Origin of the sequence: Nocardioides salarius (assembly GCF_016907435.1) — a bacterium.
GTDB classification, from domain to species: domain Bacteria; phylum Actinomycetota; class Actinomycetes; order Propionibacteriales; family Nocardioidaceae; genus Nocardioides; species Nocardioides salarius.
In genome coordinates this window covers 1,323,648-1,340,216 of record NZ_JAFBBZ010000001.1, presented here as the reverse complement: position 1 = coordinate 1,340,216, position 16,569 = coordinate 1,323,648, and the positions used below count along the sequence as shown (strand labels likewise).

General features: G+C 75.1%; 21 protein-coding genes. 14 read left to right on the top strand and 7 right to left on the bottom strand.

The genetic code is table 11. The features are described 5' to 3' along the window. The first annotated feature begins 39 nt into the window (after window positions 1-39). The 6 genes from JOE61_RS06520 (at window position 40) to JOE61_RS06495 (ending at window position 4,743) form a co-directional block, all read left to right on the top strand. Window positions 40-321 (top strand): SAV_915 family protein, encoded by a 282-nt coding sequence (locus JOE61_RS06520; protein ID WP_193670106.1) that lies wholly within the window; start codon window positions 40-42, stop codon window positions 319-321. Further along, window positions 318-599, top strand: coding sequence for a hypothetical protein (locus JOE61_RS06515; RefSeq protein WP_193670105.1), 282 nt, complete (start codon window positions 318-320; stop codon window positions 597-599). The genes JOE61_RS06520 and JOE61_RS06515 overlap by 4 nt, the downstream gene beginning before the upstream one ends. Window position 600: 1 nt before the next feature. Continuing rightward, on the top strand, window positions 601-1,773 hold the full coding sequence (locus JOE61_RS06510) for a hypothetical protein (protein WP_193670104.1): 1,173 nt from the start codon (window positions 601-603) through the stop codon (window positions 1,771-1,773). Window positions 1,774-1,782: 9 nt separating this feature from the next. Next, a complete protein-coding gene (locus JOE61_RS06505; RefSeq protein ID WP_193670103.1) occupies window positions 1,783-2,577 on the top strand; it encodes a hypothetical protein in 795 nt (264 codons plus the stop codon). 109 nt (window positions 2,578-2,686) lie between these two features. Continuing rightward, window positions 2,687-3,934: a T3SS (YopN, CesT) and YbjN peptide-binding chaperone 1 gene (locus JOE61_RS06500; RefSeq protein WP_193670102.1), complete on the top strand. Its 1,248-nt coding sequence runs from the start codon at window positions 2,687-2,689 to the stop codon at window positions 3,932-3,934. 29 nt (window positions 3,935-3,963) lie between these two features. Continuing rightward, window positions 3,964-4,743, top strand: a complete 780-nt coding sequence (locus JOE61_RS06495) for a class I SAM-dependent methyltransferase (protein WP_193670101.1) — start codon at window positions 3,964-3,966, stop codon at window positions 4,741-4,743. A gap of 6 nt (window positions 4,744-4,749) precedes the next feature. On the opposite strand, the gene JOE61_RS06490 is transcribed toward JOE61_RS06495, so the two are convergent. Next, window positions 4,750-5,109: an STAS domain-containing protein gene (locus JOE61_RS06490; RefSeq protein ID WP_193670100.1), complete on the bottom strand. Its 360-nt coding sequence runs from the start codon at window positions 5,107-5,109 to the stop codon at window positions 4,750-4,752. Window positions 5,110-5,429: 320 nt separating this feature from the next. Between JOE61_RS06490 and JOE61_RS06485 the strand changes: the two genes are divergently transcribed. Together JOE61_RS06485 and JOE61_RS06480 are read left to right on the top strand one after the other, a co-directional pair. Next, window positions 5,430-5,990, top strand: coding sequence for a hypothetical protein (locus tag JOE61_RS06485; protein ID WP_193670099.1), 561 nt, complete (start codon window positions 5,430-5,432; stop codon window positions 5,988-5,990). 9 nt (window positions 5,991-5,999) lie between these two features. Beyond that, entirely contained in the window at window positions 6,000-6,500 is a 501-nt protein-coding gene (locus JOE61_RS06480) for a mismatch-specific DNA-glycosylase (RefSeq protein WP_193670098.1), read from the top strand. 55 nt (window positions 6,501-6,555) lie between these two features. On the opposite strand, the gene JOE61_RS06475 is transcribed toward JOE61_RS06480, so the two are convergent. Continuing rightward, window positions 6,556-7,158: a cysteine hydrolase family protein gene (locus JOE61_RS06475; protein ID WP_307822847.1), complete on the bottom strand. Its 603-nt coding sequence runs from the start codon at window positions 7,156-7,158 to the stop codon at window positions 6,556-6,558. An 84-nt stretch (window positions 7,159-7,242) separates the two neighbouring features. Between JOE61_RS06475 and JOE61_RS06470 the strand changes: the two genes are divergently transcribed. From JOE61_RS06470 to JOE61_RS06465, 3 genes are all read left to right on the top strand, one after another. Further along, window positions 7,243-8,691: a hypothetical protein gene (locus tag JOE61_RS06470; protein ID WP_193670097.1), complete on the top strand. Its 1,449-nt coding sequence runs from the start codon at window positions 7,243-7,245 to the stop codon at window positions 8,689-8,691. After that, window positions 8,684-8,812 (top strand): hypothetical protein, encoded by a 129-nt coding sequence (locus JOE61_RS22065; RefSeq protein ID WP_264675513.1) that lies wholly within the window; start codon window positions 8,684-8,686, stop codon window positions 8,810-8,812. The genes JOE61_RS06470 and JOE61_RS22065 overlap by 8 nt, the downstream gene beginning before the upstream one ends. Before the next feature lie 81 nt (window positions 8,813-8,893). After that, complete coding sequence (locus JOE61_RS06465) at window positions 8,894-9,781, top strand: bile acid:sodium symporter family protein (RefSeq protein WP_193670096.1); 888 nt, start codon at window positions 8,894-8,896, stop codon at window positions 9,779-9,781. 36 nt (window positions 9,782-9,817) lie between these two features. On the opposite strand, the gene JOE61_RS06460 is transcribed toward JOE61_RS06465, so the two are convergent. From JOE61_RS06460 to JOE61_RS06450, 3 genes are all read right to left on the bottom strand, one after another. Further along, window positions 9,818-10,186: an STAS domain-containing protein gene (locus JOE61_RS06460; RefSeq protein WP_193670095.1), complete on the bottom strand. Its 369-nt coding sequence runs from the start codon at window positions 10,184-10,186 to the stop codon at window positions 9,818-9,820. Window positions 10,187-10,348: 162 nt separating this feature from the next. After that, entirely contained in the window at window positions 10,349-10,708 is a 360-nt protein-coding gene (locus JOE61_RS06455) for an STAS domain-containing protein (protein ID WP_193670094.1), read from the bottom strand. A gap of 230 nt (window positions 10,709-10,938) precedes the next feature. Continuing rightward, a complete protein-coding gene (locus JOE61_RS06450; protein WP_193670093.1) occupies window positions 10,939-11,979 on the bottom strand; it encodes an App1 family protein phosphatidate phosphatase in 1,041 nt (346 codons plus the stop codon). Between the two features lie 56 nt (window positions 11,980-12,035). On the opposite strand from JOE61_RS06450, the gene JOE61_RS06445 reads away from it, so the two are divergent. Continuing rightward, window positions 12,036-13,130: an NAD(P)/FAD-dependent oxidoreductase gene (locus JOE61_RS06445; protein ID WP_193670092.1), complete on the top strand. Its 1,095-nt coding sequence runs from the start codon at window positions 12,036-12,038 to the stop codon at window positions 13,128-13,130. 27 nt (window positions 13,131-13,157) lie between these two features. On the opposite strand, the gene JOE61_RS06440 is transcribed toward JOE61_RS06445, so the two are convergent. Beyond that, window positions 13,158-13,562 carry a VOC family protein gene (locus JOE61_RS06440; protein WP_307822846.1) on the bottom strand — a complete coding sequence of 135 codons (405 nt, stop codon included), beginning with the start codon at window positions 13,560-13,562 and terminating at the stop codon, window positions 13,158-13,160. Between the two features lie 201 nt (window positions 13,563-13,763). On the opposite strand from JOE61_RS06440, the gene JOE61_RS06435 reads away from it, so the two are divergent. Continuing rightward, the gene (locus tag JOE61_RS06435) at window positions 13,764-15,113 is read left to right on the top strand and encodes a hypothetical protein (protein WP_193670090.1); all 1,350 of its coding nucleotides are present in this window, start codon (window positions 13,764-13,766) and stop codon (window positions 15,111-15,113) included. Window positions 15,114-15,220: 107 nt separating this feature from the next. Here the strand turns inward: JOE61_RS06435 and JOE61_RS06430 are convergent, their stop codons facing one another. Beyond that, window positions 15,221-15,490, bottom strand: coding sequence for a GlsB/YeaQ/YmgE family stress response membrane protein (locus JOE61_RS06430; protein WP_227492069.1), 270 nt, complete (start codon window positions 15,488-15,490; stop codon window positions 15,221-15,223). A 100-nt stretch (window positions 15,491-15,590) separates the two neighbouring features. On the opposite strand from JOE61_RS06430, the gene JOE61_RS06425 reads away from it, so the two are divergent. Beyond that, window positions 15,591-16,562 (top strand): ERCC4 domain-containing protein, encoded by a 972-nt coding sequence (locus JOE61_RS06425; RefSeq protein ID WP_193670089.1) that lies wholly within the window; start codon window positions 15,591-15,593, stop codon window positions 16,560-16,562. Window positions 16,563-16,569: the final 7 nt, after the last annotated feature.

The window sequence follows — 16,569 nt, the reverse complement described above, 5'->3', positions numbered from 1 at the left end:
GTGGTGTCGCCGGCCCGCGATCGCGGGGAGCCTGGGGACATGACCCAGACCCGGCCCACCCTGCCGCCCGTCGTGTACGCACCGACGCGCGAGCACGCCGACGCCACCCAGCGCCTGGCCATGCACCGCACCCACGACGAGCGGGTCGCCCTGTTCGTCTACTCCGCCCTCGACCGGCTCGCCGACTTCTACAGCCCCGACTCGCCCTGGGTGCTGCTCTCGGTGGCAGACCTGCAGGCCGCCCACGAGCAGGCGCCCTACGACCTGCTCTACCTCGACAAGCGCCCCAGCCCGGGCGCGGTGCTGGCGGGCCGGCGATGAGCGTCGAGCTGCGGTGGGCCACCGCCGAGGCCATCACCAGCGACCTCGAGCAGGCACGCGAGACGATCGAGCAGTGCGGGCGTCGCGCACCCCGCAGCGTCGACGCCGGAGAGCTGACGCCCCTGGTGACCGAGATGCTCGCGCTGGTGGCCTCGGCCGCCGCCGAGCTCAGCGCCGGGCTCCTGGGCGCCACCGACAACGTGCGCTGCGCCGTCCGGGGGCTGCAGTCGGCCGACAGCGCCACCCAGGAGGCCTTCACGAGCGGGCAGCGGTGGTGAGATGAGCATCGACACCGAGCTCAAGGGCTCGCCCGACTCCATCGCCGCGGCCGCCCGCTGGCTCGAGGACTCCCTGGTCGCCGCGGTCGGCGACGGTGGCGAGCGCGTGCTCGCCGCGCGCCGGGCCGCCTCCGCCGACTGGCAGGGCGCCACCGCCACCGGGTTCGTCTCGCGGATGGGCGTGGCCGTGGAGAAGATCGACCTCGTCCACGACAGCGCGTCCTCCGCGGCGCGCGAGCTGGCGGCGTACGCCGCGACGCTGCGGCGGCTGCAGGCGCGGATGGCCGAGATCTGCGCCAGCGCGCGCGCCGCCGGGCTCACCGTGTCGGCGTACGTCGTCGAGCCGCCCGGCGCCGCACCCAGCCACCCGGGCCCGGAGCCGGCCGGGCGGGTGAGCCCCACCCTCGTCGACGCCCGCGCCGCCGCCCTCGACGCGTTCGCCGCACACCAGGCGCGGGTCGAGGCCTACGAGCGGGCCGGGGCGGACGCGGCGGCCGTGCGCGAGGAGTGGCGCGGGGGCGTGCTGGCGCTGGAGGGCGAGTACCGCGGCCTGACCGGGCCGGGGATGGCGCTGACCGCGCTGGACATCGCCGGTGGGCTCGGGTCGAGCGCGGTGACGTTCCACGCCTCCCTCGTGAGAGCGACCGGTACGGAGATCGCTGACCAGGCCGCGCGCTACCTCGATCTGATCCCGCGCGAGCCCGGCGGGTTCGGCAACCACGACCTCGACCACTGGGACGCGGAGAAGATCAAGGGCGACGACATCGCCAGGCAGGCAGACGAGCTCGACGGCCGTGCCAAGGGGGCGTCGCTCAAGCTCGGCGGCGCGCTCGCGGTGGTCGGGGTCGGCCTCGACCTCGCAGCGGGGGAGAGCCCGACGCAGGCGGTGGTCTCCAACGGCGGCGGCTTCGCGGCCTCGGTGCTCGCCGGCGCGGGCACCGGTGCCGTCGTGGGCTCCTTCATCCCCGTCCCGGGGGTCGGCACGGCGGTGGGAGCCGTCGTCGGGGCAGGCGTGGGAGTCTTCACCTCGGGCGCCATCGACTCGCTCTTCGAGGGCGGCCCCGACGTGATGGAGGCCTGGGACGCGGGACTCGAGTCCCTGACCGACACCGGGGGTGCCATCGTCGACGGGGTCGGAGGCATCGTCGACGGCGTCGGTGGACTGTTCGACTGAGGAGGTCGCATGCGCAGCAACAGACAGAACGCCTTGTTGACCCTCTCCTACGTCTTCCTCGCCGTGCTGGGGACGGGCATCGTGGTCGCGGGCGATCTCGCGGTGGGGATGTTCGGCTCGTTGCTCCTGCTGATCGCCGTCGGAGGGTTCGTCATGGTCGGCTGCGACACCTACCTGCCCCGGCACCGACCGGCGGTCGAGGTCGGGACCGCGCCCTCAGGAGCGGCGGCGATGGTGTTCCCCTATCCCAGGGTCGCGCTGGTGCTGCCGGTGTTCTGGACGGCGGCCTTCCTCATCTGGGCGGCGGCGGGAGCCCTGCTCTTCCTGCGTGCGGACGCCCCGATCGGGGTCTGGCTGCTCGGCTCGATCGCCGCCCTGCTGCTCTGGCCGCTCGTCGCCGTCCTGCGCGGCAGGATCGCCGTCGGCGGGCTCTACCTCACCTCCACAGGCGTGGAGTACCGGCACGAGGGCATCAGCTGGTCCACCTCGTGGGAGTCGATCGCGTCCGCCGGCCCGATCGAGTCCCACCACTCGCGCGACTCGCTGATGATCGCGCTCACCAGCTGGCCGGAGCGCCACGACACGACCAGGGTCGTGTGGCGGCGCGAGGTGCGCCTGGACAAGCCGGTCATGGTCGTCTCCGCGCAGTACGTCGCCGGCGGCGCGAGCGTCATCGCCGATGTCCTGCAGCGCTGCGTGAGGCTGCCACAGTCGCGGGCCGAGCTGGCACAGCGCTACACCGTCGACCAGGTCAACGAGCTCGCCCGACTCGGGTCCTCGGGGTCCGCCACCGCTGCTCCCTGAGTCGGGCGATCGCCGCTCGGTCGCGTCGCGGCGTGACTGTCGGTGCCCACGCCTACGGTGGGTGGACGAGGTCGGTGGGGGCCGACCGGGTCGAGACACCGGGAGTGACGTGACGATCGAGCGGGAGCACGACGAGGCGTGGCGCGAGCTGCGGTCCCGGCTGGCCGACCACCTGGCCTCCATGGAGCCGGACGAGGAGGTCGGGCTCGCCGTCGACGACGGCTCCGGCGAGGTGCCGGCGTACGTCGTCGTGGACGCCGAGGCCGGGGGCCGGCTGCTCCTCGAGGCGGTCGGCGTCGGCGGTCTCGTCGAGCCGTGGGTGCCCGGTGCCGAGTACGAGGACGACGACCCCGTCTTCCACGCCGAGCTGGCCCAGCGCGAGTGCGACCTGGCGGCGGCGCTGGTGGTGGGGGCGCTGCGCGACCAGCGCGGCTGCCTGCACCCGGCGTTCCTCCTCAGCCGCGAGCTCGACCTCGGCGGGCTGCGCTGGGAGGCGCGGGCCAAGGCGCTGCCGCCCCGGCGCGCGAGGGTGCTGGGCGACGACGCACCGTTGGCCGTGCTCGTCGAGGACCGCGACCACCTGCAGCGGCTGGTCGACGCCACCCTCGCCGAGGTGCTCGACCAGCCGGTCGCCCACGACGAGGACGGCGACGTGCCCGTGCCGGTGGGGGAGAGCGTGGTGTGGGTGCAGGTGCTGCCCGACCGGCCCGCGGTGGCGCTCTTCGCGATCCTCGTCGACGACGTGGCCGACGCCGCCGGGGCCGCCCGCGAGGTCTCCGGGCTGCAGGCCCGGCTGCCCTACCTGCAGGTGCGCGCCACCGCCGACAGCATCGTGGTGCGCCACGAGATCTGCGCGGTGCCCTTTGCCCCGCGCCAGCTCGCCGGGGTGCTGGCCAGGTTGTGCTCCGAGATCGACGACATCGCCGGAGAGGTGGCCGAGCGGGTCGGCGGACGCCGGTTCCTCGCCGGGCTCGGCGCCGGCGACGAGGACGACGCCGACACCGACACGCACGAGCCGCTGCCCGGCGGCCTCGACGAGCACCTCGCCACCGTGCTCGAGCTGCTCCTCGACGGCCAGGTCGAGCCCGCGCAGGTCGCAGCGGCGTACGACGGGCAGCGCACGCTGCTGGTGCGCTCCCTGGTGGGCCTGCGCACCGGCACCGTCGTGGTGCCCGACGCCGACCTCGACCTGCTGCTGCACACCGTCCGCTCCGGGCTGCGCCACCTCGTCGACCAGGCCGCCCGTCGCGACGAGGGGCCCACCCGCCCCCGCGCCCCCCGCAGCCAGCAGCTCTCGCTGCTGCCCGACGACGAGCCCGGTCTCGACCTGCCCGGCTCCGAGCGCTGGGTCGGCTGAGCCGACGGTCGGTCACCTAACCTGAGGGCATGGCCGGCTTCGACGTGCCCGCGGACACCTACGACAGGTTCATGGGGCGCTTCTCCCGACCCCTGGCGCCCGTTTTCTGCGACGCTGTGCTGCCCGGGGGCCGGCTGCCGGCCAGCGTGCTCGACGTCGGCTGCGGCCCGGGGGCGCTGCTCGACGAGCTCGTGCGCCGCCCGCCGCACCCCCACGGCGTACGCCGCCTGGCGGCGATCGACCCGGCCGCGTCGTTCGTGGCTGCGGTCGCTGCTCGCTTCCCCGACGTCGACGTGCGCCGGGGCGGGGCGGAGGAGCTGCCGTTCGACGACGCGACCTTCGACGCGAGCCTGGCCCAGCTGGTCGTGCACTTCATGGACGACTCGGCGGCCGGGGTGGCGCAGATGGTGCGGGTGACCCGCCCGGGCGGGCTGGTCGCGGCCTGCGTGTGGGACCACGGCGGCGGGCGCGGACCGCTGTCGCCGTTCTGGTCGGCCGTCGAGTCGCTGGCTCCCGGCCAGGCAGCGGCGCCGTCGACGGGCTCGACCCGGGGTGACCTGCAGCGGCTGTGGGAGGGCGCCGGCCTCGTCGGCGTGCAGGAGCAGGAGATCCGGGTCCGGGTCGGCTTCGACTCCTTCGACCGCTGGTGGGCGCCGTTCACCGAGGCCGCGGGATCGGCCCGGGCGTTCCTCGACGGCGTCGACGACTCGACCGTCGAACGGCTGCGTTCACGGCTGCGCGCCGACCTCGGCGACGGTCCGTTCGAGATCGACTCCGTCGCGTGGTGCGTCAGCGGGACGAGGGACTGAGTCGGGTCAGACCGGGGCGCCGCCGGCGAGCGGCGCGGCCGCGAAGCCGCGGAGCAGGTCGTGGGTGCCGGTGAGCTTCATCAGCCGCAACGCGGCCGGGCTGGCCTCGTCGACGACGCAGGCGAAGCCGGCACGCAGCGCGTGCTGGCGGCACCACATGACGGCGCCGAGGCCGGCGGCGTCCATGAAGGTCACGCCGCCCAGGTCGAGGTCGAGGCCGGGGCGAGCGACGTCGGAGCTGTCGAGGGCGGCCGCGAAGCCGCTGCGCAGCCGGTGCACGGCGGCGACGTCGAGGTCGCCGGTCACGGTGTGGCGGGTCTGCAGCGGCGTACGCGCCGCGGTGGAAAGAACGGTGTCGTTGCCCATGTCGGGCCCCCAAGCTGGTGGTGCAGCACCGAGTCCCGGTGCCTGTTCACTCCTTCGACTGTAGGCGCAGACCCCTCGTACGGCCAGGCAGCTCTCCACAAACGCCCTCAGGGGTGGTCTGTGGGGCGCGCCCGCCCGGTGGTCCGAGCCTCTGCCGTCCTGACGTTCCTCACCGTGACACGCCGCGGTGGCGTGCGGGACGTCAGGACCGTGCCCGGTCGTGGGGCCGGCCGTCCACAGGCAGCCGCGGCTCGGCGGTCGCCGTGTCGGTGGGGCCTGCTGGCATCGACTCACGACGAGACGACGACCAGGAGACAGCCATGACGAGTGCCCACGACAACGTGAAGGTGCGGTTGCGCTACAGGGAGGACGAGGAGCAGGGGCCCTGCGGAGAGACGATGTGGGCCGAGCCGGTCGACACGAGGGACACAGGGGGCACCTATCGCCTGGCGAACAACGCGTTCTTCGCCCCACTTGTCGTCGGCGACCTGGTGGAGGCACGCCTCGACGCGACCGGCTTCCTGCAGGTCGTCGACGTCGTCGAGCCGGCCGACTCCATCCTCACCCTGGTGGCCTTCGACCCGTCCCAGGCAGACGGGGTGTGCGCCATCGCTGACGGGTGGCGACAGCAGGGCGCGCAGTGGTCGGAGGGCTCAGGTGCGTTCTTGTGCACCAGCTGGCCGGGACTGTCCACGTGTGACGTCCTGACCGTCGTCACCCCGGCCGTGGTCGCCGGCCACGTCGAGCTGCTCGAGCTGCTGACGACTCCGGAGCGGGAGGACTGGGCCGGGCACGTCCTGGACCTCCGACTGGACCTCCCGTTCTCGCACCGCGCGCCGCGGCGGTTGAGGTCGGTCCGACAGGAGCGGCCGCGCGGGTAGCGTGCTCGCGTGCAGGTGCTCCCCGATCTCGTCCCCGACGAGCCTCTCGTGGTCTTCTGCGGCCTGGCGGGAGCAGCGAGCACCAAGCACCGCGACCACTACTACGAGACGCCGGGCAACAGCTTCTACGAGTCGTTGCACCTCTCCGGGCTCTCCCCGCGCCGGCTGCAGCCGCACGAGGACCACCTCGTGCCCGAGCTCGGCCTGGGCCTGACCGACCTGGTCGGTCACTGGGACCCGCGCTGGGTCGAGATCGACGACCTCGCTGCCAAGTGCGAGCGCTGGCAGCCGGAGTGGCTCGCCTTCACCAGCAAGGGCGTCGCCCACGAGGCCTCCCGGGCGATGGGGCGGCGGGGGAGGCCCGGCCTCGGCGTCCAGGACTGGTACGTCGGGCCGGCGCAGGTCTACGTGCTGCCCGGCGTCTCGGGGGCCAACCAGCGCCACGACTACGACGGGCGCCCCAACCGGCTCTCCTGGTGGCGCGACCTGGCGATGATCTGCGGAGCCTGAGCCACGGTCGTCCTGACGACTCTCACCACGACACGCCGCGAGGGCGTGAGGCTCGTCAGGACGACGGCTGGTCGAGCGCCTCGAGCACCTCGGCCGTCGACACCACGGTGGCGAACTCGCCGTGCAGGTTGGTGGCGGTGGCGCGGGCCAGCTCGGCCGCGGTCAGGGTCGTGCCGTCGGGGCCGGTGCGGTCGAAGGTGTGGGTCGCGTCGAGCACGAAGGTGACGGCGTACCCGAGGTTGCCGGCGACCCGGGCGGTGGTCTCGCAGCAGTGGTTGGTGGTGATCCCGCAGACGACGACCTCGCCGATGCCCTCGCCGCGCAGCCACGCGTCGAGGTCGGGGGAGCCGTGGAAGGCGGAGTTGACCTGCTTGGTGACCAGCAGCGCCGGCTCGAAGCCCTCGAGGTGCTCCTTGAGCGCGTGGCCGGGCTGGCCCGGGAAGAGCGGGCTCTCCGGGCTCAGCGACGAGTGCTGCACGTAGACCAGCGGGCGCCCGGTGGTCGCGAACGCCTCGAGCAGGGCCGCGACGTTGTCGTCGCAGGCGGGGTTGTCGCGCGGACCCCACCACGGCTCGTCGAAGCCCTCCTGCACGTCGACGACGACGAGGGCGGCGTCGGGTCCGATCACGAGAGGGGCGCCGGTGCGCTGGCGGGTCACCTGGCGGACGCTAGCGCCGTCGGGCCGCAGGACGCGTCACCCCCGGGTGTTTACCCCCACGCGCCGTCCGGGCAGGGTGACGCCATGGCTGATGCTCCGCACGGACTCGTCTTCCCCGTCGACCCCGCCGACAGCGAGGGGCGACGCAGCACCACCGCCACCGGCCGCGGCGTGGCGGCCGACGCGCTGCGCCCGGTCGACGCCGTCGGCGCCCGGGCCGTCGAGCGCGAGACGGCCTGGCGCACCCAGTACCTCACCTGGTTCCGCCGCCTCGTCGAGGCCGGCCTGGCCACCCCCGACGACGCCGTCGCGGTCGCCCGCGCCGGCCTCGACTCGCTGCACTCGCGGATGCGGGTCGTCGAGCGGGAGGGCGACGTGCCGCTCGCCGACTGGCCGCGCAGCAGCGCCGGCTTCGGCCAGGTCGAGATGCACGGTGCCGGCGAGCGGGTCGAGGAGCTCGTGCTGCCCTACCGGGGCGAGCGGTTGCGCGGCGACGACGTACGCCGCCAGGTCGAGCGGTGGGTCGAGGCCGGGGTCGTCGAGCCGACGATGGCCGAGGCGGTCGACGCGGTCGTGGCGCACCCCGAGTGGCTGCGCCTCGAGGACCACACCGTCGCCGTCGTCGGCGCCGGCTCCGAGATGGGGCCGCTGCAGGCGCTGACCCGCTGGGGCGCCCGCGTCGCGGCCGTCGACCTGCCCCGCGAGGACGTGTGGGCGCGCGTCAGCGACACCGCCGTCGCCGGCGCCGGCACCGTGGTCGCTCCCGCCGTCGACGGCCGGCCCGGCGCCGACCTGCTCGCCGACGTGCCGGCGCTGGCTGACTGGCTCGCCGCCCAGCCCGGCACCCTCGTGCTCGGCAACTACGTCTACGCCGACGGCGCCACCAACGTGCGCGTCTCCACCGCCGTCGACGAGCTCAGCCGCCGCCTCCTCGAGGCCCGCGACGACACCGCCCTGGCCTTCCTGGCCACCCCCACCGACGTCTTCGGCGTGCCCGGCGAGGCCGTCGACCAGGCCCTGGCCCGCTACGCCGGCCGGGGCCGGGCCAGCAAGGGCCTGGGCCGCCCGCTGCGCACCCTCTCCGGCGGCCGCCTCCTGCAGCGCCCGTACGCCGGCCCCGCCGACCCCGGCCTCAACGACTCGCTGGTGCCCCAGCAGGGCCCCAACTACGCGCTGGCCAAGCGGCTGCAGCGCTGGCGCGCCACCACGGCGCGCTACGACGGCCGCCTGGTCTCGATGAACGTCGCGCCCCCGACCCGCACCCGCTCGGTGGTCAAGAACCGCGCCCTGGCCGCGGCGTACGCCGGGGCGCACCGCTTCGGCGTCGAGGTCTTCGACCCCTCCACCTCCAACGTGCTGATGGCCGCGATGCTCGTGCACGACCTGCACACCGGCGGCGGCCCGCGCCACGAGCACCCCTGGCAGGACGAGGCGTACGCCGCGGCCCACGGCGGGCTGTGGCGCACGGCGTACTCGCCGCGCAGCGCCCTGGGCCTGGCCGCCCTGCTGGGCGTCGGCGGCGCCCGTGGCTGAGGCCCACGGGGTCGGTGACGAACCGCCGCCCGTGGTCGCCCTCGTCGAGCACCACCGCCGCAAGGCCGGCGACCGGGCCGCGCTGGTCCACCTCGGCGCCCTGGAGCGTTTCCGCTCCTGACCCGCCCGAGGCTGCTTGACTGTGGCCGCCGTCACGCGGGCGGTGGCACAGGATGCTCCACGTCGAGCCGGGAGAGTGGTCGTGAACGACTCCGCACTGATCAGCGTCGGGCTGCCCGTCGCGCTGGCCATCATCATGTTCGGCCTGGGCCTCTCGCTGCAGGTCGACGACTTCCGCCGGGTCGCACGCAGCCCCCGCGCGGTCGTGGTCGCGCTGACCCTGCAGGTGCTGGTGCTGCCCGTGATCGCCTTCGGGCTGGTCATCGGCTTCGGCCTCGACCCGCTGCTGGCGGTCGGGGTGATGCTGCTGGCCGCCTCGCCGGGCGGCACCACCGCCAACCTCTTCAGCCACCTCTTCCACGGCGACGTGGCGCTCAACGTGACGCTGACGGCCATCAACTCGGTGCTCGCCGCGTTCACCATCCCGCTGATCACCAACCTGGCCATCGGCTACTTCGACGCCGACGGCGAGCTGGGCCTGCAGGTCGGCAAGGTGCTGCAGGTGATCGCGATCGTGCTGGTGCCGGTCGTGCTGGGCATGCTCGTGCGCAGCCGCCGCCCCGCCCTCGCGGCCCGCTCCGACAAGCCGGTGCGGGTCTTCTCGATCGTGGTGCTGGTCGTCGTCGCCGTCGGTGCGCTGCTCGGCGAGCGCGAGAACCTCGCCGACTACGTGCGCCAGGTCGGGCTGGTCACCGCGATCTTCTGCGCCGCCAGCCTCTCCCTCGGGTACGCCGGCGCGCGGCTGCTGCGCCTCGAGCGGGCGCAGGCCGTGGCCAGCTCGATGGAGGTCGGCATCCACAACACCACCGTCGCGCTGACCATCGCCCTGAGCGTGCTCGGCAGCACCGAGGTCGCCATCCCCAGCGCCGTCTACTCGATCATCATGTACGTCTTCGCCACCGGCTTCGGCTTCCTGGTCACCCGCGGCGCGCGCAGCCCCCGCGGCCGGGAGCCGGCCCGCCTAGCCTGAGCAGGCTGACCGGGCTGAGCGGGCGGCGTACGCCGCTCAGGCGGGGGAGACCAGGCCCGGCCTGCTGGGCACGTCGAGCCAGCCCAGCTGCTCGGGGTGGGCGGTCAGCGCCACGATGCGGTGCACCGCCGCGCTGGCCCGGCGCACCACGCACACCAGGTCGAACTCCTCGACGAGGTCGTGCAGGTCGAGCAGCGCGTCGAGGCCGGCGCTGTCCATGAAGGTCACGCCCGACAGGTCGACCACGAACACGCTCCCGGCGGGCAGGGCGAGCTCGGCGAGCTGCTGGCCGCAGTCGGCGACGAGCTGGTCGGCGATCGCGATGTCGATCTCGCCGTGGCACGACAGGCCCGTGGCCAGGTGGACCACCATCGTGCCTGCGTGCGTCGTGATGATGGTGCTCATGCGTCGGCCCCCAGGTGCTGCGTCGTCGACCAGTCAACGACCGGGGGTGCCACGGGGTCAGCGGCGCGGGGCGATCCTTTGCCCGGGCCGGGCCGATACCACCCCGACGGGCCATGCCCCGCGCACGACCGGGCCATCCGGCGGCGCCCGCGGGTAGCCCGATCAGGCGGGCTGGACGGCCTCGGCCAGTGCGCGACCGGCCGGGGCGGGGCAGGTCAGGGTGTCGTGGGTGCCGGTCAGGAGCAGGATCCGCTCGACCGCCGGGCTCAGCGCCACCACCTGGCACGCCGCTCCGGCCGCCAGGGCCCGCTGGCGGCACCACACCAGCGCCCCGAGACCGCCGGCGTCGAGGAAGGCCACGCCGTCGAGGTCGAGGTCGAGGCGCTCGGTGGCCGCCGGGAGCGCTCGGGCGAGCGCCCCGTGCAGGAGCGGGGCGGAGCCCAGGTCGAGCTCGCCGCGCACCTGCAGGCGGACGTGGCCCGGCGCCACCGAGGCGGCCCGGACCGTGAGGTCGGTGTGCACAGCGTTCCCTCCCCGGACGGCTGCGTACGGCGCCGGGTCCCCGGCGCTGCGACCACTCAACGCGCGTGCGGCCAGAAGGTCCCGCCCTCGGGCCGGAACAGTCCCAAGATGGCCCGTTCGGACTAGACCGTCGGCCCGTGCTGGCCGGGGCTGGCCCGTGCTGGCCGGGGCTGGCCGGGGCTGGTCGGGGCTGGCCGGGGCTGGCCGGGGCTGGCCGCGCCCGTCGGGGCTCAGCCCAGCAGCCCCAGCCGCTGCGCCTCGACGCGCAGCTCGTCACCGTCGTCGCCGTACCCGGTCGCGGCGCCTGGCCCGGCCTCCTGCGCCCTGGTGTCGAGGTGGCCGTAGCGGGCGACCTGCTCACCCAGGCTGAGCCGGCGGATCAGCACCGCCTCGACCCGGTCGGGGTGCTCGGCGGCGGCCTCGGCGTAGATCTCCGGGTCGTGCTGTCCGTCGTCGCCGACGAGGACCCAGCGCAGCTGCGGGAAGTCCTCCACGAGCCGGCGCAGCCCGGTGGTCTTGTGCCGCTGCCCCGAGCGGAACCACCCGCGGGGGGTGGGGCCCCAGTCGGTCAGCAGCGCCGGGCCGGGCGGGTAGTCGTGGCGGGCCAGGAAGCGCCCGATCGCCCCCGCGACGTTCCAGGCGCCGGTCGAGAGGTAGACCACGAAGGTGTCGGGCCGGTGGGCCAGCAGGTCGCGGTAGAGCCCCGCCATCCCCGGCACCGGCAGGCGGTCGACCTCGCGGGTGACGAAGGCGTTGCGGAAGGCGACCAGCGGGCGCGGCAGCATCGTGATCATCACGGTGTCGTCGATGTCGCTGACCAGGCCGTGGCGGGCGTCGGCGGCCACCACCCGCAGCTGGGCGGTCGTCTCGGGGCCGTCGTGGCCCTCGACCGCGAGCCGCGCCGTGGCCCAGCCGGGCGGCAGGTCGGCAGGCAGCCGCACGTCGAGGTAGCCCTCGCGGTCGGACTCCACCCGGGTGCGGACCCCGCCGACCTCGATCGTGACCGGCACGCCGGCCGCCGACTGGGTCACGAAGCGCCGCCAGCCGCGGGCGTCCTCGGGGTGCCGCGCGGCCAGGCTGTCCTCGGGCACCAGCACCACCCGCCCCAGCACCCGCACCCACGCGCTCTCCAGGCCGTAGCCCACGTGGGCCACCACCCGCGGCACCCAGCCGGCGCGGCGCAGGCCCCCGCCCACCAGCCGCTGCACGGCGTCCTCGGCGCGGATCGCGAGGTGGTCGACGCGCTCGACCGGACCGGGCTCCCTGCTCATCGACCCAGCGAAGCACACCGGGGCCCTCCTGGGGCACCCCTGGCTACGCTGCGCGGGTGCCGGACCCCCAGACGCTGCTGCTCGTCGGAGCCGGCCACACCCACCTGCACCTGCTGCGCCACGCCGACCGGCTGCGCGCCGCCGGCTGGAGGGTCGAGCTGCTCGCGCCGCGCTGGTTCGACTACAGCGGCGTCGGCTCCGCGGTCGCCACCGGCGCGCTGCCCCTGGAGGCCGGCCGGCTCGACGTGGCCGGCCTGGCCGCGCGCCGCGGCGTACGACACCACGAGGACACGCTGGCGGGCCTCGACCCGCGGGGCCGGGTCGCGACGACCGCGACCGGGCAGCGGCTGGGCTACGACGTGGTCTCGCTCGGGATCGGCTCGGTGACCTCCGACCTCGGGGTGCCGGTCGGGGCCGGCGTGGTCGGGGTCAAGCCGCTCGCCGGCCTTCAGACCCTCGCCGACCGGCTGCCCGACGAGGGGTCCGCGGTCGTCACCGTGGTGGGCGCCGGCCCGTCGGGGCTCGAGCTCGCCGCCCAGCTCTCGGTGCGTGCCGGGGTCGGCGCCGTGCGGCTGGTCGACGGTGGCGACGTGGTCGGCCCGTCGCTGCCCGCCGGTGCCCGCCGCCACGTCGAGCGGGTGCTCGCCCGGCGCGGGGTCGAGGTGGTGCTGGCAGCCCGGGTCGAGCGGCTCGACCCCACGAGCGTGACGCTCGCCGACGGGCGGGTGCTCGAGCACGACCTCGCCGTGCTCGCCGGCGGCCTGGCGGCGCCGCCGCTGGTGGCCGACCTCGGCCTCGGCGACGAGCGCGGGGTGCCGGTGCGAGCCACCCTGCAGCACGTCGAGCACGACGACGTGTACGCCGTCGGCGACTGTGCCCGCTTCACCCCCCGCCCGCTGCCGCGGATCGGGGTGCACGGGGTGCGGCAGGCGCCGGTGCTGCTCGCGGCCCTCGAGGCCCGCGGACGCGGCGAGGACACCAGCGGCCACGTCTACCGCCCGCGCGAGCACCTCCTCTCGGCGCTCGACCTGGGCGCCGGTCGCGGCCTGGCCACCCGCGGGCGCTGGTGGTGGGGCGGGCGCGGTGCGCTGCTGCTCAAGCGCCGCATCGATCGGCGCTGGATCGGGTCCTACCGCGCCGCCGGTGGCTGAGGACCGCCTGCCGGCCGCTCCGCCGGCCTACTGCTCGGCCGGCCCGATGTTGACCAGCCAGAGGATCCCGAACCGGTCGGCGCACTGGCCGAACAGGTCGCCCCACGACTGCTTCTCGAGCGGCACGTGCACCTCGCCGCCCTGCGAGAGGGCCTCGAACCAGCCGCGCAGCCGGTCCTCCTCGTCGCCGGAGAGGCTCAGGCGCACCGTCGTGCCGGGCTCGACCACCTCGCCCGGCGGGATGTCGGAGGCCATCAGGGTCAGCCCGTCGGGCGTGGTGAGGTGGGCGTGCATCACCTTCGCGGCCAGCTCGCCCTCGGCGCCCATGTCGCCGAAGGTCATCACGCTCAGCTCGCCGCCGAGGACGGACCGGTAGAGCGTCATCGCCTCCCGGGCGGTGCCGTCGAGGGTCAGGTAGGGGTTCAGCAGCACGGCCACGGGTCCTCCAGGAGTCGATCGATCACGGGGTACCTGCTCCGACCGGCCCCGGGCGCGGGACTCATCGGCGCCCGAGCGGACGAAACGGTGTCCTTCGTTCGGGTGAACTTCGCCGACCCCGTGGTGGGGTGAGCCCCCGCCGCCTACAGTTCATCCTGCGGGCACCGGGGCCCGCCGGACGAGCGGAGACACCACGTGCGGGCCGGCATCCACCAGCGCATCGCGGCGATCGGCGCCGCTGCCTGCGTCGTGCTCGCGAGCGGTGCCGCCGGCGGGACGAGCGGGGGCGCGGCCAGCGCCGCCGTGCCCACCACGCGCACCGCCCCCACCCAGCAGAGCACCGTCGTCGTGCGCGGGCTCGCCTTCCCCGAGGGCCGGGCCATGCGCCTGGGCCTGGTGGGCTGCGACGACGTCTACGAGCGGGTCGCGGAGTCGCCCCAGGCGATGATCGGCACCGGCCCGGGCAGCGCCCCCGCCGGCGAGCGGGTGCTGCGCTACGACCTCGTCGGCGGCAACGCGCTGGGCCCGCTGAGCTACGTCTCGTCGGTGGCGCTGACCCAGAGCGCCGGGCTCACGGCGTACGCCGAGCAGGGCACCACGGGCGTGGTGTGGGCCGGCTACCAGGAGCCCGCCGACCGGCGCACCGGCCGCGTCTGGTTCGGGCGTGCCGAGGTGGTCGTGCCGGCCGGGCGGTGGACCCGCATCGAGGCCACCGACCTGACCTACAGCTGGAGCAAGTGGGACATGTACGCCCAGGCCCCCGTGGTCGACCAGGAGGGCGACGAGGGAGCCGACGACGCTGCCGAGGCGACTGTTGAGGAGACCGTGCCCGACGGCACGCTGGCCGACATGGTGGTGCGCCACCGCGGCGACGGCGCCGGCTTCGTGATGACCGGGCTGGGCTGCGACGGCAACGAGTTCGCGATCGACGCGCTGCGCCTGCACACCGCCGGCACCGCGACGACGTACGACATCGAGGGCCTGGAGACCAGCGTGGGCATGCCGGCCCCGCCGGTGCGGCGCGCCGAGGCCGGGCAGCCCGTCGAGCTGCGCGGCACGCTCGCCGACGGCACCGGCGCCCCGCTGAGCGGGGTGACGATGCGCCTGGAGTCGCGTGCGGTCGGCGCCACCGGCTGGAAGCTCGAGCGGGTCGTCGACGTCGTCGACGGTGCCGCCGTGGCGCGCGTGCAGCCCGAGCGGGCCACGAGCTACCGCTGGCGCTTCGTCGACCGGCCGATGGCCGAGGGCAGCGTCTCGGCGGCGGTCACGATCGAGGCGGCGTCAGGGGCCTCGGGGAGCCCCAGCGCGAGCCCGAGCCCGAGCCCGAGCGGCGGCGCCGACCCGACGCCGAGCCCCAGCCCGACCAAGAGCGCCGAGCCGACCAAGAGCGCCAGCCCGACGAAGAGCGCGCAGCCGAGCACGAGCCCCAGCCCGACGAAGAGCGCCGAGCCGACGAAGAGCGCCGAGCCGACCAGGAGCGCCGAGCCGAACACCAGCCCGAGCACCAGCCCGAGCGCCACGACCCCGCCGGTCGACCCGACCTGAGGCCCCACCGCCCGCAGCGAGCAGGCCCGGCTCACCCCACAACGACGACGAGCGCCGGCGAGGGGTGCCTCCTCGCCGACGCTCGTGCCGCGTGCTGACCGGGTGTGTCAGACGCGGGTCTTCCCCTTCGACGACATGCCCTCGGCGACGCCGATGAGCAGCACGCCGGCGACCACCGCCACGACGAAGCCGAGCACGTTGAGCTCGAAGATGTCGCCGGTGCCGAGCGCGCTGGCCACGATGCCTCCGATGAGGGCGCCCACGACGCCCAGGGCGAGCGTGCCGAGCAGGCCGAGCGCCTGCTTGCCGGGCTTGATGAGCCGGGCGAGCGCGCCGATGATCAGGCCCACGACGAGCAGTCCGATGATGTTGAACATGGTGTGTCCCTCCTAGTCGTCCGTTGGTCGGACGGCGAGGCGACGCTACGCGGTCGCGTCGAGCCGCAGGTTCACCCGTTCGGGCTGCCACACTGGCGGGGTGCCGGAGGACTTCCTCATCGCCCGCAACCCCGACCCGGGCTCGTCGCTGCCCTACCTGCTGCGCGTCCCGCTCGGTGACGACGGCATCCTGCTCAAGGCCAAGGACACCTGGCCCCGCACCGCCAAGGTCTACTGCCACCGCGCCGAGGAGTGGCCGGCCGAGCCCGAGCTGGTCGAGCGGGTGCCGGTGCGCAGCTGCGTACGCCGCGGCGCGGCCATCGACCTGGTGCTCGACCGGGGCCGCGAGAACCGCTCCCAGCTGGTGCTGACCCAGGTGCGCGGGCGCCAGGTGATCTTCTGGCAGAGCGCCCGCACCGCCAAGCAGGCCCGGCCGTCGGTGGCGGTGCCCAGCGCCCGCGCCGCCGGGCTGGTCGACCTCGAGGTGGTCGTCGACTCCCACGAGCGCTACCCCTACCGCTTCACCGACCAGCAGGTCACCACCACGCGGGCCGCCCTGCCGGCCGGCGACTACGGGGTGCTGCGCGACGGGCTGCCCCACGCGGTGGTCGAGCGCAAGAGCGTCGGCGACCTCGCCTCGTCGCTGACCAGCGGCCGGCTGCGCTACCAGCTCGCCGACCTGGCCCGGCTGCCGCGCGCAGCGGTCGTCGTCGAGGACCGCTGGTCGGAGGTCTTCCGCCAGCAGCACGTGCGCCCGGCCGTGCTGGCCGACGGCATCGCCGAGTGCCAGGTGCGCTGGCCCTCGGTGCCGATCGTCTTCTGCGAGTCGCGCAAGCTCGCCCAGGAGTGGGTCTACCGGTTCCTGGCCGCGGCACTGACCCACGCCGACGCCGACGAGGGCGCCGAGGCGTTCATCGGCGCCCTGGCGCCCGGCTCGCCGGTGCCGCCCGCCGAGGCCACGGCCGCCCAGGTGCGGGCCTGGGCCGCGGCGCAGGGCATCGAGGTGGCGGCCAAGGGCCGTGTCCCCGCGGCGCTGCGGGCGGCTTACGACGACGCGCACCGCCCCGGCTGACGGGTCC